19 protein-coding genes are annotated in these 21,494 nt (G+C 54.8%); 1 reads left to right on the forward strand and 18 read right to left on the reverse strand.

Translation table 11 applies throughout. From position 1 onward, the window contains the following. Positions 1–35 precede the first annotated feature (35 nt). From L248_RS07695 to L248_RS07710, 5 genes are read right to left on the reverse strand one after another with little or no spacing between them, the layout of a single operon-like run. Positions 36–2,225 (reverse strand): glycoside hydrolase family 36 protein, encoded by a 2,190-nt coding sequence (locus tag L248_RS07695; protein ID WP_022529594.1) that lies wholly within the window; start codon positions 2,223–2,225, stop codon positions 36–38. An 18-nt stretch (positions 2,226–2,243) separates the two neighbouring features. After that, entirely contained in the window at positions 2,244–3,842 is a 1,599-nt protein-coding gene (locus tag L248_RS07700; RefSeq protein ID WP_040535575.1) for a glycoside hydrolase family 43 protein, read from the reverse strand. A gap of 9 nt (positions 3,843–3,851) precedes the next feature. Continuing rightward, complete coding sequence (locus tag L248_RS15175; protein ID WP_342665173.1) at positions 3,852–4,424, reverse strand: RNA polymerase factor sigma-54; 573 nt, start codon at positions 4,422–4,424, stop codon at positions 3,852–3,854. Next, positions 4,357–5,163 carry an RNA polymerase factor sigma-54 gene (locus tag L248_RS15180; RefSeq protein ID WP_022529597.1) on the reverse strand — a complete coding sequence of 269 codons (807 nt, stop codon included), beginning with the start codon at positions 5,161–5,163 and terminating at the stop codon, positions 4,357–4,359. Before L248_RS15180 ends, L248_RS15175 begins: the two co-directional genes overlap by 68 nt. A 39-nt stretch (positions 5,164–5,202) precedes the next feature. Further along, the gene (locus L248_RS07710) at positions 5,203–5,610 is read right to left on the reverse strand and encodes a PTS sugar transporter subunit IIA (protein WP_022529598.1); all 408 of its coding nucleotides are present in this window, start codon (positions 5,608–5,610) and stop codon (positions 5,203–5,205) included. A gap of 134 nt (positions 5,611–5,744) precedes the next feature. On the opposite strand from L248_RS07710, the gene L248_RS07715 reads away from it, so the two are divergent. After that, positions 5,745–6,533 (forward strand): hypothetical protein, encoded by a 789-nt coding sequence (locus tag L248_RS07715; protein WP_040535577.1) that lies wholly within the window; start codon positions 5,745–5,747, stop codon positions 6,531–6,533. Between the two features lie 62 nt (positions 6,534–6,595). Here the strand turns inward: L248_RS07715 and L248_RS07720 are convergent, their stop codons facing one another. The 13 genes from L248_RS07720 to L248_RS07780 all read right to left on the reverse strand — a co-directional run bounded on the left by L248_RS07720 (position 6,596) and on the right by L248_RS07780 (position 21,445). Continuing rightward, positions 6,596–7,360 (reverse strand): HAD hydrolase family protein, encoded by a 765-nt coding sequence (locus L248_RS07720; protein ID WP_040535580.1) that lies wholly within the window; start codon positions 7,358–7,360, stop codon positions 6,596–6,598. Between the two features lie 79 nt (positions 7,361–7,439). Beyond that, entirely contained in the window at positions 7,440–8,300 is an 861-nt protein-coding gene (locus tag L248_RS07725) for a PTS system mannose/fructose/sorbose family transporter subunit IID (RefSeq protein WP_022529601.1), read from the reverse strand. Further along, positions 8,293–9,108: a PTS mannose/fructose/sorbose/N-acetylgalactosamine transporter subunit IIC gene (locus L248_RS07730; RefSeq protein WP_022529602.1), complete on the reverse strand. Its 816-nt coding sequence runs from the start codon at positions 9,106–9,108 to the stop codon at positions 8,293–8,295. Before L248_RS07730 ends, L248_RS07725 begins: the two co-directional genes overlap by 8 nt. Before the next feature lie 2 nt (positions 9,109–9,110). Beyond that, positions 9,111–9,605, reverse strand: a complete 495-nt coding sequence (locus L248_RS07735; RefSeq protein ID WP_040535583.1) for a PTS sugar transporter subunit IIB — start codon at positions 9,603–9,605, stop codon at positions 9,111–9,113. Between the two features lie 75 nt (positions 9,606–9,680). Then, complete coding sequence (locus L248_RS07740) at positions 9,681–10,799, reverse strand: glycoside hydrolase family protein (RefSeq protein ID WP_040535671.1); 1,119 nt, start codon at positions 10,797–10,799, stop codon at positions 9,681–9,683. A gap of 99 nt (positions 10,800–10,898) precedes the next feature. Further along, positions 10,899–13,520, reverse strand: a complete 2,622-nt coding sequence (locus L248_RS07745) for a sigma 54-interacting transcriptional regulator (protein ID WP_022529605.1) — start codon at positions 13,518–13,520, stop codon at positions 10,899–10,901. A 49-nt stretch (positions 13,521–13,569) separates the two neighbouring features. Next, entirely contained in the window at positions 13,570–14,067 is a 498-nt protein-coding gene (locus L248_RS07750; protein WP_022529606.1) for an NAD(+) diphosphatase, read from the reverse strand. 333 nt (positions 14,068–14,400) lie between these two features. After that, complete coding sequence (locus L248_RS07755; protein WP_040535586.1) at positions 14,401–15,321, reverse strand: glycoside hydrolase family 43 protein; 921 nt, start codon at positions 15,319–15,321, stop codon at positions 14,401–14,403. A 76-nt stretch (positions 15,322–15,397) separates the two neighbouring features. Then, on the reverse strand, positions 15,398–16,252 hold the full coding sequence (locus L248_RS07760) for a PTS system mannose/fructose/sorbose family transporter subunit IID (protein WP_022529608.1): 855 nt from the start codon (positions 16,250–16,252) through the stop codon (positions 15,398–15,400). Continuing rightward, positions 16,245–17,060, reverse strand: a complete 816-nt coding sequence (locus L248_RS07765) for a PTS sugar transporter subunit IIC (protein ID WP_022529609.1) — start codon at positions 17,058–17,060, stop codon at positions 16,245–16,247. Before L248_RS07765 ends, L248_RS07760 begins: the two co-directional genes overlap by 8 nt. A gap of 2 nt (positions 17,061–17,062) precedes the next feature. Next, complete coding sequence (locus L248_RS07770) at positions 17,063–17,560, reverse strand: PTS sugar transporter subunit IIB (RefSeq protein WP_040535673.1); 498 nt, start codon at positions 17,558–17,560, stop codon at positions 17,063–17,065. Between the two features lie 168 nt (positions 17,561–17,728). Beyond that, a complete protein-coding gene (locus L248_RS07775; RefSeq protein WP_022529611.1) occupies positions 17,729–19,903 on the reverse strand; it encodes an alpha-galactosidase in 2,175 nt (724 codons plus the stop codon). 228 nt (positions 19,904–20,131) lie between these two features. Further along, a complete protein-coding gene (locus tag L248_RS07780; RefSeq protein WP_245585280.1) occupies positions 20,132–21,445 on the reverse strand; it encodes a DHA2 family efflux MFS transporter permease subunit in 1,314 nt (437 codons plus the stop codon). Between the last annotated feature and the right edge of the window lie 49 nt (positions 21,446–21,494).

Consider the following 21,494-nt stretch of genomic DNA (forward strand, 5'->3'; position numbering starts at 1 on the left):
GCGGTCTCTGCGGAGACCGCCTTTCTTACCGCCGACTAGCGTTGAAACGCCACCGCTCGGGCCACAAAGCGGCCGGCGGGGATGGTGACTTGTCCCGGCGCCAGTGTGATGTCGGGGCTGCCCACTGTGCCGCTTTGATGCCACGCTGGCGGCACATTCATGGCCACCGTCTGCGCCTCGGGCAGATTGAACCCGAAGAACAGGTACAGGACCTCGTCGGGTAAACGGAACCCGGAGACTTGGTAGCCCACTGGGTCGTGGTAACTGAGAATATCCGGCCCTGAGCGGAACGGTCGGCCCTGCGCAATCAGGTCGCTATGCGCCCGATAGAAGGTCAGGCATTCATCGATGATTTGCCATTGCGGCGCACTCAACTGACGGATGTCGCCGGAGAGACATACCCGGCCTAAGAATGTCGCGATCAGATGATAGTAGAGCGCATCAGCACCATCGTCCGGGTGGACGACGCACCAAATCAGGTTCTTCGCAGCCGGCACAACGTTTAGTTCGTTGGCGGCAATGATTGGGATACTGGTCGTTTCGTGGGCGTCGGAGAAAGAGGACAGGTCGGTGGCGTTGATCCAAGCCGGCGTCAGGCGGTGGCCACCGGAGGCGCAGTTCTCAATCTTAATGTTGGGAATCTGCTTACGTACCTCCTTGAGGATGGTCATGGTAGCCGCCGTCAGCCGCTGCAGGCTCTCGGCCGGGGACGCGGCCCCGGCCACGTCCTGCACATCCAGGCCCAGGCTGTCGTTATAGTCCACTTTCAAGTAATCGAAACCCGCAGTTTTCAGCAAATCGATCATCCGGATCTGTAAGTACCGCCGCACGATTGGTTGGGTCAAGTCCAAGAAGCGGCGTTTGACCGTGCTCACCGGCCGGTGCACGCCGTCACGGTCATGTTCCCGCAGCAGCATGGTCTTTTCTGCTTTTTCTTTCTCCCACTCAGCCTCAGCGTGCGGTGCAGAAAATCCGGCCATTGGAAACAAATAAAGGCGCTTGGGCGGTTCCGCGTCATGATCGTTACCTAGTAAACTATGGCGGCCGGCCGTCTCGAACTCGAACCACAGACCCGCCTTCATATTATGCTGATGGATGTCCTGGACGACAGGGGCGAGTCCTTCAGGGAAACGTTTGGGGTCCACCACCCAGTCGCCGTGACCGCCGTCCCATTGGTTCAGGGCGCTCTGGTACCAGCCCGCGTCAATGACGTAGGTGCCGATCGCATGCTGCTGCAGCAGGGTCAACGACTCATGGATCAGGGTAGCACTGGGATTGCCCCAGGTCGTGCCCCACTCGTTGTAAATAATCGGCAGGTCCGTGTTGTGCACCGCTGGCTGCAAACGGTGACTGACCCGGGCCAAGTCTCCGTGGGCGACCGTGAGATAGGCGACGGGCGTCTGGTATTTTTCATTCCGTTCCAAGTCCACGTACCATTGACCGTTATCTGCATCGGGCAAGCCGCCGAAGATCATCAGCCGATCGTCCAAGCGACCGACGTTCAGCTGCCAGGAGGCCCGGACAGCCAATTCTGCCAACCAGGTCACATCGCGGTGCTTGTCCCGTAAACCGACCCAAGGGAAGAACCGGCGCACCGGCATGGTGCCGTTCTGGCCGAACTGTTCCAGGGCCAGACCGGAGGGCTTCCAACTGGACTCTAAATCATAGTCTTCGACCGGCCTTTCTTCCAACCGGCCCTCCATGGCCCACTTCGAGCGGAGCCGCAGCAGGTCCAGGGTGCCGGCCGGGATGGCGTCGCTGTAAAACGGACTGATGCCGCTGAGGCAAAAGGACGCCAGCCAAAGGAAGCGCTGGCCTTGGTCATGGTTGCACTGCACGGTGGTCCAAGTGTGCAACCGCTGCTCCCCCGGCCGCCACAAGAGGTGGTGGGCGTAAAGGTTGCCGTGACCGTCCCGCATAGACGTGCGGATAATGACCGCATCGTCATCTTCCCGCACCCGCTTGGTGTGACGGATAAGTTTCAGGGACTGCACCGTGGCGTTGTTGTACATCGTCAAGCCATTCGTGAAGTTCTTGTCCGCGGCAGTCCCCGCCACTCGGGCTTGAATCAGCGAACAGACAGTCTTTTGGTGGCGGGGAACAGACACCAGCGGGGCATCTTCAACGGGATAGATCATCAGCTCCACATGGTGGTCCTCATCGACCAGGTAGTGGGCCACCATGTCCCCCAGCTGGTAACGGGCCAAATCAGTAAAGTGCAGCATCAGTTTGCGGTCCTTTCTTCACTCCGGGTCATGGACTTCGTCATAATTGAAGTACCGGAAGTCGGCGAACGAGCGGTGGGCGTCCATGTCCTGGGCACACAGCCCCACCATCGCCCCAGTGAAGCCCAGATGGCCATGGTCCTTCACGTAGTCATCGCTGAGCCGATCCGCCGCGTACGTCTCCCCTAGTATACCGTGGTTGGTCCCTTGGGTATAAGAAAAGAGACCAATATTCCGGTCGACTTCGACCTGAAGTTGAACCGGTTGCTGGGGATCAATCGGTACTGGGTCAGAAAGGTAGCGGTAATGATCCATGTCTGCGGTCTCCACCCGCAGGAACGTCTGCTGGCGGTGCTCGTCGTAAGAGACGTACAGATACGCCCAGTTCGCCGTATCGTAGAATGGGACCAGCCCGGCCGTCTGCTGGAAGTTCGTGGGCGCAAAAGTCATCTCGGTGCTGGCGGTGAAATGGAATGCTTGCCAGCGCCGGGCGAGCAGGGTCTGATTGAACAGACTGGACAGACTCTCCCGACCGTGGAGCCGGAGGTAACCGGGGCGTTCGGTGAGCGACGCCGTAGCCCCCAGAGGTCCGCGCAGTGTCTTCAGTTCCGGCGGCAGCTGTTTCAGCTCACTGAAATCGAGGTCTTGGGAGTAATCATCGCGCTGCGGAGCGGTCGCCAATGAGGGCGCGGTAATTGTTAAGTCCGGTACCGTCGTGTGGTTCGTCAATCGCGGCCAGCCGTCCTTTGCCCATTCGATGGGCGCCAGCCCCGTCTCCCGGCCCAGCGGGGTATTGGCCCGGCCCGTCGGCAGTAATGGCCGGGCGCATAAGAAGACGATATACCACTCAGTGGGACTTACTTCAACAAAACACGCATGGCCGCATTTCTTTAATGGCGCATACGGGGTGTAACGCGTCGAAATCAACGGATTAATTGGTGAGTTCTCATACGGTCCCCAAATATTGCGGCTACGGGCGACCGTCGCAGCATGGGAAAAACCGGTACCGCCGGCCGCGCACAGTAGATAGTACCAGCCGTCTTTCTTAATGATCTGGGGGCCTTCGCAGGTGCCCCAATCCGTGCCGGTATAGACTTTCTTTCTCTCCCCAATGACCTTCATCGTCAAGGGATCAAACTCTTGTAAAGCAATCCCGCTGAAACCGGGCTGATCTAACCGGTGGTCGTAGAGCATGTTCAAAATGTAGTGACGCCCATCGGTATCGTGAAACAGGGACGGGTCAAAACCACTGGCCGTGATGAAAGTGGGTTCCGACCATGGACCCGCCGGATCTGGACTAGTCATCACAAAATTCAGAGTGTCCTTAAAAGCCGTCGCTGACCGGACAATCGTCGAGACCAGCCAGTATTGGCCGTCCGCGTAACTCAAGTGCGGCGCCCAAATACCACCGGAATTGTAGACGCCGCGCAGAGGAATCGCTGCCTCGTCGTTGAGCGGTTCGCATAACAGGTCCCAATGGACAAGATCCTGTGAATGATAAATCTCGATTCCTGGCCACCATTCAAAGGTGGACGTCGCCAAATAATAATCGGCACCGACGTGCAGCAAACTCGGGTCGGGGTTAAATCCGCGCAATATGGGGTTCTGTATCTTCATCGTGGCTCATTATCCTTTCAATTTTGCGTTCCGCCGCCGTTGGGCAGAAGAGGGAAGATGATTCTCTTGGCGGTACTTGGCGACCGTCCGGCGGGCGACTTGGTAACCGCGGGCCGTCAGGGCCTGGGCAATCTGTTCGTCGCTCAGCGGCTGTCCGGGCGTTTCGCCGGCCACGATGGCTTTGAGCGCGGCCACCATCTGGTCGACCGACTGGTCCGTCGATTCGTCACCGCCGCTGTACCGCGAGAAGAAGTCCTTCAACGGGAAGACGCCCTGGTCGGTCTCGATATATTTATCATTGATCGCCCGGCTGACCGTCGATTCGCTGATCTGCAATTTCTGCGCAATATCCCGCAGCAGAAGCGGGGCAATCGTTTGGCGCTGTCCTGTGAAAAAGGCATATTGGGCGCGCCCGATTTGCCGACCGACCATCATCAAGGTATCCGTCCGCCGCTGAATGTTATACATCACGGACTGGTACTGGCTGTATCGGTCGGTGATGTACTCCTGGACCTCAGCATCGGTGGATTGCTTCAGCTGGATCGTACGTCTCCTGGGCGAATACCACCTGGGGCTGGTTATGCCGAATCAGTGTGAGCGACAGCTTGCCGTCTTGGCTCGTTACCCGCAGCTCCGGAATCACGTAACTGGTCTGGGTGTGGTTATACGGCAAGCCCGGATTGGCAGAAAGGGAGCGAATATACGTCATCGCCCCGCCAAACTCCGTATCATTGAGCCCCAGCTTCTTTTGAATGGCCGTCCACCGGTGGTCTTTCAACGCTTGAAAATGGTCCCGGAGAATGGAGGCTGCTGCCGGCACAGCGTCCGGGTCGTTTTCTGTCTGCAACAGTAAACACTCTTGCAGATCATGGGCGCCGACGCCGGGCGGGTCCAATTGCTGCAGCAAGGTCTTGGCGTCCATCAGCATCACCGGTGAAACGGCGACTTGCTGTAGAATCTGGTCATCCGTCAAGGGCAAGTAGCCGCTGGGCTCCAGCTGGTTGATCAAATAGACGACCAGCGCACGCAGCGGCGTCTTACGCATCGTCAGGTGTACTTGATCCAACAAATAGGCAAAAAGCGAGCCATGGGTGTCCCTGATTTGATAACTCTCACCGGTTCCCGTCGGCCGACTCGCCACCGGCTGCATCAATGGCATCTTGATGTTCATCAGGGGGTTCTCCATGCTGATGTTCTCGAGATAATCCTGCAGATCCAGCGCATCCAGCCGCAGCATGGCAATCGCCTGGCGCATCCCTTGCGTCAGCGCTAGTCTTTGGGTTTGCGTTTGGTTTAGAGAAAAGCCTTGATTCATCGTCATCGTGCGTCCCCTCCCCGGGCTGGCAACGGCGGGTGGGCGTCAGAAAAACGCCTCGCCGTCATTATTAACGACTTTCTTCAGTACCACGTGCTGAACGTTGGCTTGGGCCTGAGCAATCATCGTGGCGATGTCCTCATCATTCTTAGGCGGCGTCAACACGGTCTGCAGCGCCATGGCTAGGTTCATCCCGCCAATCAGCGTCACGTTGGGCAGGTTGAGCAGGGCCATCGCGGCGTTACACATACTGCCGCCCACCAGGTCAGCCAGAATGATCACATCCTGATCCGGGGTAATCGTTTTGCGCAGCGCGTTAATGATTTCGTCCGGCTTGTGCCCCGGCATCAGCCCATGGGCTTCCAAGTTGGTTTGCGGTCCAGCAATCATCTCGACGGCAGCCTTCATGCCGGCCGCCAGTTGGTTATGTGATAGAAAAATAATCCGAGTCATATTTCCGTCTCCTTGCAGTTTTGGGTTTTCGCCTTAGCTTACGCAATTGCCGTGCCAAACCCATGTCATCGCTATCATGGCACATTATTTGCTTGCAGAACAGGGAAAACGATTGAACACAAGGAGTCGATCATATGTCCCTCACGATCTGTTTAATGCATGGTCCGCAAGTGTTACAAGAAAGTAAGCCAGGTACTGAGGCTTATCTCAGTTACCCCCACCAATACGCCGCCGGTGACCAGCTCGTCGTTACCGTCAGCAAAGCCCCCGCCTATGTCTGGGTGCAAATGGATGCCGCCCTCAAACCGGCCCTGCTGTACCTCGCAGCCAAGCAATGGGCCTTCACCATCCCCTTCAACACCGAGCGGGAGTGGCCCTATCCTGACGGCGCCTTTCTCGGCCGCAATCACTATGCCTGGGCCCGTTTGGCCACCGCCGCCGAAATCAGCAGCGAGCGCAACTGGGCGGAAAACAGCCACGACCAGCATGCCGCCAGCGGTGCTTTCCCTCATGTCACTGCCAATGCCGAGACCCGGAACGAGCCGGCTTTCTACGCTCGCAATGCCATTGACGGGATGGTCGCCAACGAGAAGCACGGTAATTATCCATTCCAATCTTGGGGCATCGATAATCGGGACGACGCCGAGCTGGCCCTGGACTTCGGCCGGTCGGTAACGGTCGATCACCTTGCGCTAGTCTTGCGGGCAGACTATCCCCACGATAGTTATTGGACACAAGTCACTGCGGCCTTCTCTGACGGCAGCCAAGAAACGCTGTCCCTAGAGAAAACAGCTGCGCCCCAAGCCTTCCCCATAACACCCCGGACCGTCACCGGATTACGGCTGATTCATCTGATCAAGGATCAGGACTCGTCCACCTTCCCTGCCCTCACCGAACTGGCAGTTTGGGGCCATAACGCCTAATCCACCAGTTCAAAAAGGAGCGGTTACCGCTGGTCTCCCCCAGCAGCAGCCGCTCCTTTTGATTAGTTCTTTGTATCCAGCAAATCATTGACGATGTGACTGATCGGTGCATCCGTATTGGCCACGGTCAAGCGGTCCGCCACCGCCTTTAACCGAGCAGTCGCGTTGGCCACGGCATAGCCGATACCCACCTGCTTGATCATCTCTTCGTCGTTGCCGTAATCGCCCACTGCCGCGACTTGGGCGAGTGGACAAGCAGCACCCAGCGCCACCGTCAAGCCGCTGGCTTTGGTGACGCCCGGCCCAGTCACTTCCAGATAATCCGTGTCGGAATGGGTGGTCGTCACCGGCAGCTGATGCAGCGCTAACATAAGCTTTGCCCGGGTCTGGGGATCTTTAATGATTGCCGACAGCTTATCGATGCCCCGGCCGTCACCGGGCAAAGCCGCCGGATCAATGCCGGCGAAGCGGCCACTGTGCATGTCTAAGGGATGAGAAAGGCCCTGGAACGTCACGACGATCTCCTGCACGTTCGCCTGCATCATCACCGTAATCACCCGCGCAGCGGCAGCAGCGCTGAGCGGCCGTCGTTTTCGCTGCCTGTCAGCTTTAATGACCAGTGCCCCGTTTAAACAGACCACAAAATCCGGTCTGACCAATGTCCGCAGCGCCCGGGCCTCGCCCGTTTCCTGCCGCCCGGAGGTGATGCCAAACAATCGTCCCGTTGCCTGCCACCGTGAGATCGCTGCGACATCCGCCGGCGCAATTTCTTTCTGATTATTCAGCAGCGTCCCGTCCAAATCCGTACATAATACCTGTATCGCCATAACAGCCTCTCTTTCAGTGATAAGAAAACGCGGCAGACCGCCTTGTCCGGCTGTCCGTCGCGTATCGTTCAAAAACGTGCTAAGCGGTCTTGCCGCCAGTGATGCCCAGGAAGGTCAGGACCAGGGCCAACACCAGGATCGCGACCAGTACCCGGACCGGCCGGTTCTTCTTCCGCAGATAGGCGAAGCAGGCAAGAACCAGCACTAGCGGCAGCAAGCCAGGCAGGATCTGGTCCAGTACCCCTTGTAACTTAAAGGTCTGCCCGGCCATCTTGGCTTGGTAGGTGGTGGTGAAGGACACGTACTGTGCTGTCATCGCCCCAATCATCATCAGACCCAGGACAGACACGGCCTTGGTAATGATCTTGAAAATCCCGTTAGCCATAGTCTTGGCCACAAAGTCTTGGCCAACTGAGTACCCTAACTTGGCGCCATACCAGCGAATCAGCATGTTAGGGATGTTGTAGATCAAGAGGAACAACAGCGGTCCCAGCCACATCCCTTTCTGGCAGAACCCGATCGCGATCCCCGTGGCGATGATCCGTAACGCCCCCTGTTGCACCGAGTCACCTAACCCGGCAAAGGGACCCATCAAAGCCGCTTTGATAGCAGCGATGGAGGATACGTCGAAGCTGCCGCCCTTGTCATGATTCTCTCGCTCCATGGAGGTATTCAAGCCCATGATGAACGGCGCCATCATCGGGGTGGTATTGAAGAAGTCCTGATGCCGCAGCATGGCGTCGTAAAAGCCGTCGCTATCAGCACCGTAGATTTTCTTCAAGAACGGTTCTAGAACCCACGAATACGTGACCGCTTGCTGCTTTGTATAGGACGTACAGAACATCAGCCAGTTTTGGCGCCAGAACAATTTGCGGTAGAACCATTTCTCATCCGCCTTGTTCGTTAAGAAGCTGTCGGTCTTTTGTACTTGTTCAGTCATTTAAGAAATCCTCCTCCACACTCTCGTCCGACGCTGCTGCATTGATGGGTTGCTGGGGATGGCCATTGTTGCCGCTGTTGTGCCGGTTGGCCAGATCACCCACGGCCACCAGCACCGCGATACAAATACCGATGAAGGCCACTTCGATCATGGTTCCTTTGAAGAAGGCTACTAACCCAAAGCCCAGAAAGAACCACGGCGCTAATTTCTTATTCCACAACGTAATCATTAATAACGCAATCCCGACAGCCGGCAACATGCCCGCCGCCACTGTCAGACCATTCATAATCGGCTGGGGAATAGCGTTGACCAGCGCTTTGATGGCGTTGGTTCCGGCCATGATCCCAACGAACCCGAGGAGGAACCACATCGTTAAGTACACTGCCCGCTGAATTTGCCATAAACGGTTGAATGCCTTGATATTATGCTCTTTCAAATGGGCTTCAAAGCGCGGCACCAGTGCGGTCGCCCAAATCTTAAAGAGTTGATACAGCAGCGTGCCCAGCATGCTGATGGGCAGAGACAAAGCAATGGCTACAGAAGTCTTAGATGATAGCAGGATACCGAATGCAGTGCCGAAAACCGACCCCATGCCAAAGTCTTGGGGCATTACCCCGCCTAGGGAGATACTCCCTAAGTAAACCAGTTCCAGGGCCGCCCCAATCATGATCCCCTGGGTGGGATGGCCGAGCAGCAAACCCACGATCGTCCCGGCTACCATGGGCCGGTTGAACCCCAGACTGCCGTACCAGTCACCCCATTTTTGAATGGTGAGGGCGGTGCCCACCATCAATGCATTGACAAACATCGTTATGCCTCCTTCAGTAAGTTCATGAACGGAATCGCACTATCACCTGGCAGCGGCTGGTACACATAATTATCACTGTAGGCACCAATCTCCTTGGCCCGAGCAATCTCATCGGCGGTCAAATACACGGTATCCGTGATCTTCTTCTTGTTGTCCAAGTCGCCGCTTATCCGACCGACGTTAGCAATGTCCACTTTAGTGCCCGTCGTCGGTACCTCTTTGACGATCCGCAGCAGATCCGGGACGTTGTTGACGATTAGCAAAATCTTGAGCTTCGCCGCCCGGGGGTTGTTCAGCAAGCCAATGGCCTTGGCCACCGGCAGAATCGCCGCTTTGACACTATCTGGTGCCGCCATCAGCAGCGCACTCTTTTGAATCTCGTTCTTGGCGATTTGGTCATTAGGCACCCAGATGCGATCTACCTGCAAGTTCTTGGTCCACATGACCGCGACCTGACCATGGATCAGCCGGTCGTCGACACGCATCATTGCAATCATCATGCCACCTCCATTGTGTTTAGAAACGCTTCCATATTCATATAAGCAAACGGCATGCCAAATTAGCTTATTAGCTTACCAAATCAAAAAATCCTTGCCCAGTAATTTCACCAACGCTTCGACCAAGAAGAAATCAGAATAGATCATCCGGACTTCGTGTTGGGGATCATGATACGCCGGCGTCCCACCGGTAACGATGCCGTCCGTGGCCGGATCTAAGTCCAAGTAATCATCCGCTACCGCTTTAACAATTTTCACAGCAGCGTCGTAGTACAGAGATTGTTCTAGTGCAGGAACCTGGCGACTGAGGGTGATCAATCCGGCCGCAGCACACAATCCCGCAGAAGTATCCACAATTTTTGGTTCCGCCGGTGCCCGGAAGTCCACCAAGGGAACGTCCCCCGTATCGGCGATGTTGGCAAGAAAATAGTTGGCGACCCGCTTGGCAGTGTCTAAGTAGTCTTCTTTTTGGGTATGTGCATAGCTCAGCGCAAAGCCGTACAGGGCCCATGCTTGCCCCCGGGACCAGGATGACCCTTCACCATAGCCTTGACCGCCGTCAGTCTTCAACAGTTCTCCAGTGGTCGGATCAAAAATACCAATGTGGGCGACTGAGCCATCCGGCCGGACAATGTTGTTCATCACTGTATCCGCGTGGTCCTCGGCCATGTACCCATAGCGGGGATCGTTTTGTTCATCCCGCGCCCAGTACAACAGGTTAATATTCATCATGCTATCGATGATCACCCAACCCGGCCGATCCCGGTTCCAAGACCGCAGGTACTTGCCCCGAGGATTATAACGACCAGCCAGGAGCGTCGCTGCGTGCAAACCGCGCGCCCAGGCGCGATTGTTCTTGGTCAGCCGATAATCAGCCACAGCCGACAGATCCCACATGAACCCAACATCGTGGTGCAGCCCGATGAACTGGTCGAACGCTCCGTCAAGGACCGCTTCATTGGCCTCTGCCGTCGTTCTGAATTGGTCATCTCCCGTGGCATGATACAGGAGCCACAGTGTGCCGGCCCAGAAGCCGTTCGTCCACCAAATCACGTCTTTCTTGCCCATATCGATGTAGTGACCATCTTCTCCGGGAATGTAGGGAATGGCGCTGCCCAACCGTTCCGCTTCAGCCTTGGCTTTTGCGCTCACTTGGTCAAATAAGGGCTGTACCCATGCAGGGGTCTTCGTCATATTTTCTACCTCTTTCTTTTTCTGCTTCGTGTCTTCACCATGCAGGACGCAAAAAGCGTGCCAGAAATTGGCACGCTTACTGATAGGCATATTTCTTTCTTAAGCTGTTGGCGTATTCTGATCGTCGATAATCGCCTGGAACAGCTGGTACAGGAGCGATAGCTCATAGCCGTTAATATCGATGTGGTACTTGAGCTCCAGGGGCTTGCAGATACCCTTGGCCACGTCGAAGAACTCCTGCTCTTCCTTGCTCTCCGGAGCCAAATCATTGGCCCGGTCGGCCCCAGCGCCAGTCATCAGGCGCTCCACCATCAGAGAAATATGCATGTACAGGTTCAGCTTGATCTTGCCGTCGAGCTTAATGTGGTAATAATGCTCGAACTTGTAGATGACCGTCTCCACCTCTTGGATAATCACCGTCGGATTGAGGAAGGACAGCCGCTCGGTGACCCCTTCGATGGAGAGAAAGCGGACAATGCGATTGTACAGGTCATCGAAGGTGCGCTGGTCAATGTACTTCCTCAGGATATTATGCAGGAAAGTCTGCCCCCGCGGCGCCAGTAAATCATAAATATTAATATTGGGAATGGCGAATGACTCTGGCAAGTTGGTGGTGGTGATGACCAGTAAAGTGGATTCGAACTCGCTCCGGTCATTGGCCCGCACACTTTGCGATAAGTGGCTGAAGTCCATCGTCAACAAGCTGATCTGGCTGCCCAGCACCTCGTGAAAGATGTCCCGTAACTTCTCGGAGATCCCCAGCCCGGACATACAGGAGATGACGATGTTCTGGTCCTTGGCGAAGCCCTCGAAGTATTGGGCAGAAATGCTGTAATCCGTCCGAGCATGTTCGGCGATTTGTTCAAACGGCAGCCGGCTCTGAATCTTTAGCGCGACATCCAGCGCGGTGGCGGTCGTCAGATTGTTGATGACCAGCACGTCACCGCTGAGGGCGTTCTTAATCTTGCGGTACAACTGGCTGAGTGAGCCCATATCCACCAGCAGGATAAAGCCATTGGAGGTATCAAAGGAGTCAACGATGCGCTTGGCTTCCCCAATAATTTGGTCAATCGTCGTGTCAATAGGCATGTCGATGGCATCCACCAGATAACTGCCGCAAAGCTGGTTGACCACCGATTGGATACTGGTCGCCGTATGGCTGCCATGGGCGACCATCAAGCAGCGTAGCGGAATTTTTTCGTCGATGAGCTCACTGATACAGCATGCGAGCAGCGCGGTCAGTAATTCTTGGCTCGCTTTATCCAGCACCGGCAGTGCCGCATAGAATTGGCTGGCCACATGGAGTGACCGGGGAAAATTATTGGCCACTTCCTGCTGCACGCGTTTGAGCTGAGCAGACGGCACCGTTACTCGTTCCGCATAGAGACGGAAGAAAATCGGCTCATACTCCGTTGTGCTCTTCAAGCCAAAACGATGACGAACAATCTGTTTGAAGACCAGCCGGTGGACTGTGTGGAGAATCGTTTGGTGAATGCTGTCGTGTGCATGCTGGGCTTCGAGGTTCTGGATCATCAGACGGCTGGCCGCTGCTGTTGGGTGCGGATTTTCCTGAAAAAATTGACGAATAACCGCCGCATCACCGACATTACTGATGTGATCAGCCAGTACGGCTTCGGTCGGTGCAACAACCATCGGAGTGGTCACCGGTGCCTGGTCCGCCCGTACGGTCAGTCCCTCCCCTTCAAAATCAGCCAGGGTGATCGTCATCTTCTCGCTATGGGTTGCTTGCCGGGTATACGCGCGCGCACATGCCACTTTGATCAGGTTCTTCAGACGGCCGACATTCCCCACTGGCTTGAGCTGCGTCAACATTTCGACCACTTCAGGGGCAATCGTGAGGGATTTATCGAACCGTGTAGCCTCCCCGTGGAACAGCGCCTGGATGAAGTCCAGCCGCTCGTCCAGCGGCCGGTCGGCATAGGCGGTGATATGGATACTCACCGGCACCCGCCGGCGGAAGGTGTCCAACAACACTGCCTTAGGATCCTCCGTCGTGGCCAAGATGATGCGGACATGGGCAACATGATCCTTGCGGTTCTCGCCGATGGGACGGTAATGCCCGGTGTCCATGAAAGTAAACAGCTTCTCCTGATTCTCCCCGGACAACCGGTGGATCTCGTCCAGCAGCAAATAGCCCCCGTCCGCCGCCTGGATCAGCCCTTCTTTATTAACATTGGCACCGGTAAAGGCCCCTTTGACATAGCCGAAGAGCACGGACGAAAGCAGCTCCGGATTGTTGGCATAATCGGCACAATTCAGTACCTTGAACGGTGCCTGCGGGGCAATCACGCCAGCGTCACGGGCATAGTCATAGATGGTTTGAGCAAGAAAAGTCTTACCCACACCACTCTTACCAGTGAGCAGCATATTGAGCCCGCCGTCCGGATATTTGACAGCCGCGATGCACTTACGGATATTATCGGCCTGGCTGCCCTCTGCCCCAATGATGTTAGCAAAAGCGTGCAAAGGCATTGGCGCTGGGGTGACCGCAACGATGGCAGCAGCCACTGCTGGCTGCCAGCGTACAGGCCGACCGCTCAGTTTCTTGACCTTCTTGTCTGTCAACAATTGCGACAAATAATGGCTCGTCACTGACCGGCTCAATCCTAAGTCATCGGCAATGGCCATTGTTTCCACCGCCTCGGTCCCCCGGCTCAACTTGACCAAAGACCCGAGGACCCGTTCTTGTGCTGATGCCATTTTTCACTTCTCCTATCATTCACGTCTTTGTTGACTAACTGGACCTGAGTCACCGTGCCATGTATGCTCGATAGACAGAAAATGCGGTGTTCTCGGGTCTGTCCGGAAATAGTAAATCTGGTACATCGGTGGCAGCGACCCATTGCGCCGATGCTAACTCCTTGGAAGGGACCAGCTCATGGTCAGCAGTCAACCCAATGAATCCGTGCATCAAGGTGTCAGTCTTACCAAACCAGTACGTTCCCGTAAAGCGCAGACTGGTTAAGGTCAGTCCTAATTCTTCCTCAACTTCTCGCCGTGCCGTCGTCTCCGCAGTTTCTCCGGGCTTCATATAGCCGGATACAAAGCCGGCATAGCGCGTTGATAAGTAAGGCATCTTAACCAATGCAATCTCGTTTGCCTCGTTAGCCACCAAAACGATCACGCAATCAGAAAAAGAAGGGAACCAGAACTGCTGGCAATGCTGGCAATAGGGCGTGGGGCCGTCATCACCGGCAGTTCGATCAATTAACGCTGCGCCGCAGTTTGGACAATAATGGAACTTCATTTGCTGGCCTCCGCACCTAATGAAAACATTTTCTTAAGTTCAATGTAGCATGGATTGTTTAAGGATACAAGACAGTGTTTAGCCAAAAATAGTGTTTAATCTTCGCTAGGATTAAACACTATATTGAACAGTCGCTCTAACGCGTTGTTGTCACCGCCTATCGCGCACAAAGGTATAAACCTCACCGTAATCGATTAGCAGGGTCTGTCGGCCGGTCCGGAATATCGACTTGTATTTTCAGGTAACGGTAACCTGGTTCCTGTCAGGAGTAACCGTCAATACAACACACCAACCAGCTATGAATGGCTCGTTTTCTTCGTTAGATTTCTCTCCTTAATCCAGTTGCCCGCCAAACGGCGTCTCCGTCCACGGAATCACCAAGTCCCGCCCGTGAATCTCAATCGGCAGGATACTGTAACCGGAATGCTTCAAGTCGAACCGCTGCCAGTGGTCCAGCATCAGATAATACTGCCCAGCAATCGGCAGCACATAGGTGGGCTGACCATCGTAGGTCGTCCGCGCCCGGGGACCAATACAGGGATTATCGATGAGCTTCTGGTTGGAGAAAAGAAAATGGGAGCGAGAGAAAAGCGCCGGATTCGGCCGCCAGCCCGTGCATCCTGACGTAACCGTGTAGTACCAGTCGCCGGCGTGGAACACGGTGGGGGCTTCCCGCTCCTGATCGACGAAGGCTTTGGCCGTAAAACCGGTAAAGTCGAGATAATCATCCGTCATTTCGCTGAAGTACAACGTTTTGTTCATGTCGGAACTATGGATCAAGTACGTGCGGCCGCCGTCTTGATAGATGGTCATGTCCCGGCTCTCCCGCCGGTTGGGGCGCAAGACTTTTTGCACGACAAACGGGCCGGTGGGCTGGTCCGCGACCGCCACCAAATTACCGGCAAAGGTATAGTCTGGCGTATCGTAATGGCACCACATAACGAAACGGTCGCGCTGGTCATCGTATAGCACTTTGGGCCGCTCGCAGATACTCTCGCGACCTAGCGTATGGGTGGGATCCGTCGCTGTATTGAGGACGACGCCGGCATTATGCCACGTCACCAAATCCCGCGAGGTATAACAGGAGATACCCACAAACGGTACCATGTTCACGCCCGCCGCATTCCGGTAATTCTCTGCATCCTTATTTTCGCCGTACCAATAATACGTATCGCCGTGCTGTAGAATCATTCCGCCATGGGCTTGAATCAGCTCACCAGCATCGTCTTGCCAGGGTTGGCCATTCTTATTCATTATGTGATAACTTCCTTTCTTCCGCAAAAAACGCAACGCACTCAATGCGAATGCGCTGCGCCGTTATATCAATCGATTACGCGCCGGTAATGCCGAGGAACGTCAAGATAAAGCCTAACGCTACGACACCCAGCAGGACCAGGACGGGGTTCTTGCCCTTCCGTAAGAGGACAAAGCAGCCTACGGAAAGGAGCAACGGCAAGATGCCCGGCATAATCTGGTCGAAGACCTTCTGCAGTACAAACTCGGTGCCGTTAATTTTGGTCTTGAAGACCAGCGGGAATTTGACGAGGCTGGCAATCATGCCGCCGACGACGGTAACCCCGACGATGGAGGTAGCCCGAGTGAACATCGTCATCAAACCATCCTGGACGGCCTTCGAAATATACTTACTACCCAACTTGTAACTGTATTTCTGGCCGTACCAGCGAATCAAAATATTAGGCGGCAAGCCAACAAGTGACAGCAACATCACTGCCAAATTGCCTGATTTGGCAAAGCCAATACCAATCCCGGTTAAGATTAGACTCCAGACACCGGCGAAGAACGTGTCACCAATGCCGGCCATCGGCCCCATCAGGCCGATCTTCATGCCGCTGATACCAGCTGTATCGAACGTATCTGCCGGTGCCTTGGCATTCTCCTGTTCCATGGACACCGCCAAGCCGGAGACGATGCCGTTCATATTGGGCGTGGTATTATAGAATTCCATGTTTCGTTTCATTGCTTCCCAGAACTTGTCTGGGTCATCCTTATAAATCTTTTTGTAGACTGGAGCATGAATCCAATCCCAAGCAACCCCTTGCTGGCGGGTATAACTCATGCAGTACCCGAGCCACATGTTGCGCCAGAAAAGCTTCTTGGTCATTTTCATTTCTTCGGATGATAGCTGCATCTTGTTGTCCTTAGTCGTCGTTGTCTTGTTATTCATTGAAGAAATCCCCCTCATCATCATCGGTGCTTGGTCCCGCAGTGACGGCTTGGGCCTGGTTGCTCTTCTTGACATCATTGATATGCCGATCGATGAAAAACATAATCAGGCCGAAGACGACACCGAACAAACTGATGGCCATAATCGGCAATTTGAGATAGGCGCCCAGTAGGAATCCGGCAATGAAGAAAGGCAGGAATTCGATGTTCCAAACATACTTCAGCAACATACCCATGCCGACCGCCGGCAACATGCCCGCGGCAACGGTCAAACCACTCAAAAACGGTTTAGGAATGCTGGTCACGAATGCCTTGATGCCGTGAGTACCCAGTAATACGGCAAGAAAAGCCAATAAGAAGTATGTCAAAATATAGACCGCCATCTGAATCCACCATAATCGGTTAAACTTCTTCATGTTTCGCTCGTCAATGTACTTGTCGAAGACTTCCACGTTGGTGGTAAACCAAAATTTCAGTAAGTTCCACACTACAACGGCTAGCATTGAAATGGGCACAGCCAGTGCTACGGCGATGGCGGGTTTTTGATTCAGAATGAGAGCAAAGCCCAAGCCCAACGTGCCTCCGAAGCCGGTGTCTTGCGGCATCACGGCCCCAATCTGCATGACCCCATAAAAAGCCAGTGCAATGGCAGCATCAATCATTAAGGCGTCAACAGGGCTCTTACCGAGTAAAATGGCAAGGACCGGGGTGAAGAAGAACGGCATCACTTGGCCAAATGAACCATAGATACCAAACCACTTTCCCCAAGCGGCATACAAGCCGATAATGAATGCTTGATACAGCAGCATAATTAGTGAACTCCCTTCAACAAGCTCTCAAAGGGCTTGGGTTCATCTGTGGGCAGCGGTTGATAAACAAAGTTCTTAGCCAAGTCATTGATCTCGTTGGCCTTAGTCACCTCATCATCGCTTAAGTAGACCGTCTCAGTGAGCTTATGTTTGTTCTCAATATCACCGCTGACCCGGCCGACGTTGGCGATATCTACCTTCGTGCTACCCGGTTCAACCCCCTTGACGATCGTATATAAGTCGTCAACGTTGTTCACGAGCAGCAACATCTTAAAGTTCTTCCCCCGAGGGTCATTGGCCATCTTGATTGCCTTATCCACCTCAACGACAGCAACTTTAACTCCTGCCGGTGCTGCCAACAGTAATGCGTTCTTTTGAATCTCGCTCTTGGCCGCCTTGTCGTTGGCGACGATGATTCGGTTCAGGCCTAGTTGCTTCGTCCATAGAAGGGCGACTTGACCGTGGATCAAACGATCATCGACCCGCATCATTTCAATCATGTTGAACACCTCCGCAATATTCCGCCGGTTGATACGCAGCTTACTCAACTGAACGGTTCATTATCATTCTACGCAAGTGCTGTGCCAAACCGTTGAGACAGCGTTTTCTTCTATTGTATGAGTAACTTCTACTTCATGGTTGGTCAGTATTGACTGTCTTGTGACCAGTTATACGCGTTCCAGCACCCAGCGCTGGGCAGCATAATCATGGTGCGGCTGCGCCACCGGCAACCCCACGGCCATCAAGAAGTCGGCAGCGTATAGTCGGCCGGAGTTTCTTTCTCGATAAACGGCATTCGTCGGTAAGCCCACCAGCCGCTGGCGTTTCGTAACCGTATTAGGTTGGGCCAACACCGTTACCCGATCCACGACCACGCAGTCCGGCACTTGTTTAGACCATGCCCATTCATTCGCCGGATTGGCTACGGGCAGCCGCGTGAATTGCCCAAATTGCAGCACGTCACGCAATGCTTTATACACCCCAATTTGGTCCTTGATCGCATCCAGTTCATCGTCGCCCAGTTGCGTTAAATCCAGTTCGTAGCCTAAAGCTCCCTGTTCAGCCACGAGCCCGCGAGTGTTTAACGGTGTGCTGCGACCGACTTGCTCATTCGGCACAGCAGACACGTGACAGCTCATGGCCGCCGCCGGATACAGCAAGCTGGTCCCCGCCTGGATCGGCAGGCGGGCAATCGCGTCGGTATCATCGGACGTCCAAATCGTTGAACAGTAGGCCAGCATGCCGGCATCGAAACGTCCACCGCCCCCGGCGCAACCCTCAATCAGCAGCTGGGGATGCTTGGTCACCAAAGTGTTCAAGATGCGGTACAGACCCAGCAGATAACGATGTTCAAATTCACCCTGCCGCCGCGGCGGCAACGTCGCTGTGTAGGCATCCGTGATATTCCGGTTCATGTCCCACTTCAGGTAATCGATGGGATGGTTACTGACCAGGTCATCCAGCGTCTGCATCAGGTAGTTCTGTACTTCCGGCCGGCTCAAGTCCAACACATACTGGCTGCGGGTCAGCTGCGGCTGGTGTTTCCTGTCTGCGATGATCCAGTCCGGATGGTCCCGGTACAGGTCACTGTCCAGCGACACCATTTCTGGTTCGACCCACAGACCAAAATGCAGCCCAATGCCGTTGATGGCGTGAATCAAGCTATTGAGCGACCCGCCTAGCTTGGTCGTGTTCGGCACCCAATCCCCCAGAGAAGTTGTGTCGTCATCCCGGTGGCCGAACCAGCCGTCATCCAATACAAACATTTCTGCCCCAACAGCTTGGGCCTGGCGGGCTAACGCCAGCAGCTTCGTCCGGTCAAAGTCAAAGTATGTCGCTTCCCAGTTGTTAATCACGATGGGCCGTGGCATGCGGGCAATGGCTGGGCGCATCAGGTTATCCAAGTAAAACTCATGATAACGGGCACTGAGTTCGTTCAATCCGTGCGTGGCGGCCACAATGACAGCCTCGGGTGTCTTGAACGTGCGGTGCGGACCCAGCTGCCAGCTGAAGTTGAACGGATTGAGGCCGATCTGCAGGCGGGTATTCTGATGCATGTCCACCGTCGCCTGGGCGGTGAAATTCCCGCTGTAAACCAGATTGACCCCAATCACCTGGCCCTGCTGCCAATTCGTCCCGGGCACAGCCAGAGCAATAAACGGATTCTGCCCGTGCCCGCTTGCCCCGCGCTTGCTGTCCACGCCCTGGGTGCCCTGATGCAGCGGCACCATCTGCAGGTGGGTTTCCCGGCTCCACGCCCCGGTCAAGTCCAGCATCGTGTACTGGTCAGAAAGAAAGTCCCAATTAAACGAGAAAGCACGTTCAATAGTCAGCGCGTGCGGGCCTTTGTTGGTATAGACAACGTGTTGAGTAAACACGTCATGGTCGACATCGGCGCTAATAATCAATGTCACCGTCAATCCCAGTGCCTGATCCCGCAAAGAATAGGCCCATGACTTCGTCGCCTCATCGGCTTGGGCACTCGGCAAACCGCTGATTGCTGGTTTACGCGCCAGCGCGGTCCGGTGCTCAAAGCGCAAATCCGTGATCCGGCTGCCGGTCTCATCAGCCACCACCACCGCCGGTTCTCGCAAGTCAGGATACCCAAATGCTGGATAGGCAATAGGCAATTGTTCCAGCCGAAAATCATGGATTCCATCCGTGTCGGTTAAGTAGCTGACGTGGGTCAGATCTGTCAGTAAATGTTGGAATGACGGCTGGCTCGACAGCCGTGCACCCAAATACAAACAAACCAGATGGCCGCTGGCCGTTACGCCTAACGTCATCTGGCTGTGAGCCGTGACCATATCGAATTGTTGAACAATTATTTTTGGATTTGTCATGAAAGCACACTCCGTTTCCCGAAACTCATTAATCTGCCAGCAAACGGCATGCCAAACCAGTGGGCATATAATCTCGAACCTTAAGCTAGCAAACCCTGACAGCTGACGATCACGGTAACCAATCGTTGCCCGCTTTTGCTTCATTGTAAAAAAAAACTGACAACCAGTCATGATGCGCTGATTGTCAGTACTGTTTTGTTACCGTAGGCCGACCACGATATAGGCTTTTTATTCACCCTCAACCGCTTTATTCCGGCGTACTGACCAGAGGGAGATAACCAGCAACACACTTGCCAAGACAGTTAAAGCCATGAATGCAGCGTTCATTCCGCCAACACTCGCTACCGCTGGCTGGCCGACATGACCCTGCTTAGTCACGAAGGCCATTAACGCCACCATCACCGCAGCGCCGACTGCCCCGGCAATGGTCCGCAAAGTCGTCAGAATGGCTGAAGCCGAGGCAATTGCCCCACCACTGAGCTGCGTCACACTCCAGGTAACGATCGGCATCATCATGCACGCCAAGGCGGCACTGCGGATAGTCCAGACCGCTGTCAGGTACGCAACAGACGTCCCGATTGTGAGAAAGCTTGTACCAATACTGCTGACCAATAGCAGCGTGCCTCCTGTCAGCACCAACGGCCGAATGCCAAATCGATCGTATAGTCGGCCCGTGATAGGGCTCATGACTGCCATCAGCAGCGATCCGGGCATCATGATCAACCCAGACACTGTGGCGGACAAATGATGTACCGTCTGGACATAGATTGGAAATAATGTTGACGCGGCAATCAAAATCGCATACATCAACACGCTGAGGATGACGGCCGTGCGAAAGACACGGTTGCGAAAGGCCCGTAAATCGAGTAAAGGCTTCTCTATCCGCAGTGAACGCCAGACAAACACAACGGCCATGAGGAGGGCCACCCCGAGTGGCAGCGCAATTCCGCTGCTGAGGAAGGGAGCAGTGCCCAAATTACCAAAGCCAATGGTGATGCCGGTGAAAGCTGCGCTGACGAGCAGGAAGGAGGGCCAATCAAAATGTTCTCGCCGCGTCGGCAGAACATCCTTCATCACGACGAGGGCAAAGATAATGTCGACCAAGGCCACCCCGAGGCCAAACCAAAAAATGATCCGCCAGCTCATGTAATCGATCAGTAACCCGGTGATGGTGGGGGCAATGATTGGGGCGGCACTCGCCGCTAGTCCATAGATTCCCATCATGCCGCCCTGTTGGGCTTGGGGATAAATGGTCAGAATCACGACCTGGGTCAGAGAAAGGAGGATCCCAGTCCCCAAAGCCTGGGTAATACGGCCAATCAGCAGCCAAACGAACGTTGGTGCAATCGCAGCCACCAGCGCACCGGCACTGAACAAAAACATGCTGGTGATAAACAAAGGTTTGGTCGGGAATCGTTGGATCAGCCATGCCGTCGCAGGAATCATGATTCCCATCGCCAAGGAGAACCCGCTGGTCAGCCATTGACCAGCGTTGGCAGTAACCCCCATTTCTTGGATGATATCCGGCAGTGCTGTTGTCAACGCCGTTTGCAACAGGGAAGAAATTAAAGTCCCTAACTAATAGGACGGT

It is taken from the genome of Schleiferilactobacillus shenzhenensis LY-73 (assembly GCF_000469325.1).
In the GTDB taxonomy this organism is placed as follows: Bacteria; Bacillota; Bacilli; order Lactobacillales; family Lactobacillaceae; genus Schleiferilactobacillus; species Schleiferilactobacillus shenzhenensis.

Bases quoted from the DNA above. Each gene is read 5' to 3' on its own strand.
- L248_RS07710 (WP_022529598.1), bottom strand. From the start codon at position 5,610: ATGACTCGGATTATTTTTCTATCACATAACCAACTGGCGGCCGGCATG.
- L248_RS07770 (WP_040535673.1), bottom strand. From the start codon at position 17,560: ATGATTGAAATGATGCGGGTCGATGATCGTTTGATCCACGGTCAAGTC.
- L248_RS07715 (WP_040535577.1), top strand. From the start codon at position 5,745: ATGTCCCTCACGATCTGTTTAATGCATGGTCCGCAAGTGTTACAAGAA.
- L248_RS07775 (WP_022529611.1), bottom strand. From the start codon at position 19,903: ATGACAAATCCAAAAATAATTGTTCAACAATTCGATATGGTCACGGCT.
- L248_RS07725 (WP_022529601.1), bottom strand. From the start codon at position 8,300: ATGACTGAACAAGTACAAAAGACCGACAGCTTCTTAACGAACAAGGCG.
- L248_RS07740 (WP_040535671.1), bottom strand. From the start codon at position 10,799: ATGACGAAGACCCCTGCATGGGTACAGCCCTTATTTGACCAAGTGAGC.
- L248_RS07720 (WP_040535580.1), bottom strand. From the start codon at position 7,360: ATGGCGATACAGGTATTATGTACGGATTTGGACGGGACGCTGCTGAAT.
- L248_RS07695 (WP_022529594.1), bottom strand. From the start codon at position 2,225: ATGCTGCACTTTACTGATTTGGCCCGTTACCAGCTGGGGGACATGGTG.
- L248_RS07750 (WP_022529606.1), bottom strand. From the start codon at position 14,067: ATGAAGTTCCATTATTGTCCAAACTGCGGCGCAGCGTTAATTGATCGA.
- L248_RS07760 (WP_022529608.1), bottom strand. From the start codon at position 16,252: ATGAATAACAAGACAACGACGACTAAGGACAACAAGATGCAGCTATCA.
- L248_RS15180 (WP_022529597.1), bottom strand. From the start codon at position 5,163: ATGACGATGAATCAAGGCTTTTCTCTAAACCAAACGCAAACCCAAAGA.
- L248_RS07735 (WP_040535583.1), bottom strand. From the start codon at position 9,605: ATGATTGCAATGATGCGTGTCGACGACCGGCTGATCCATGGTCAGGTC.
- L248_RS07700 (WP_040535575.1), bottom strand. From the start codon at position 3,842: ATGAAGATACAGAACCCCATATTGCGCGGATTTAACCCCGACCCGAGT.
- L248_RS07755 (WP_040535586.1), bottom strand. From the start codon at position 15,321: ATGAATAAGAATGGCCAACCCTGGCAAGACGATGCTGGTGAGCTGATT.
- L248_RS07745 (WP_022529605.1), bottom strand. From the start codon at position 13,520: ATGGCATCAGCACAAGAACGGGTCCTCGGGTCTTTGGTCAAGTTGAGC.
- L248_RS07765 (WP_022529609.1), bottom strand. From the start codon at position 17,060: ATGCTGCTGTATCAAGCATTCATTATCGGCTTGTATGCCGCTTGGGGA.
- L248_RS07730 (WP_022529602.1), bottom strand. From the start codon at position 9,108: ATGTTTGTCAATGCATTGATGGTGGGCACCGCCCTCACCATTCAAAAA.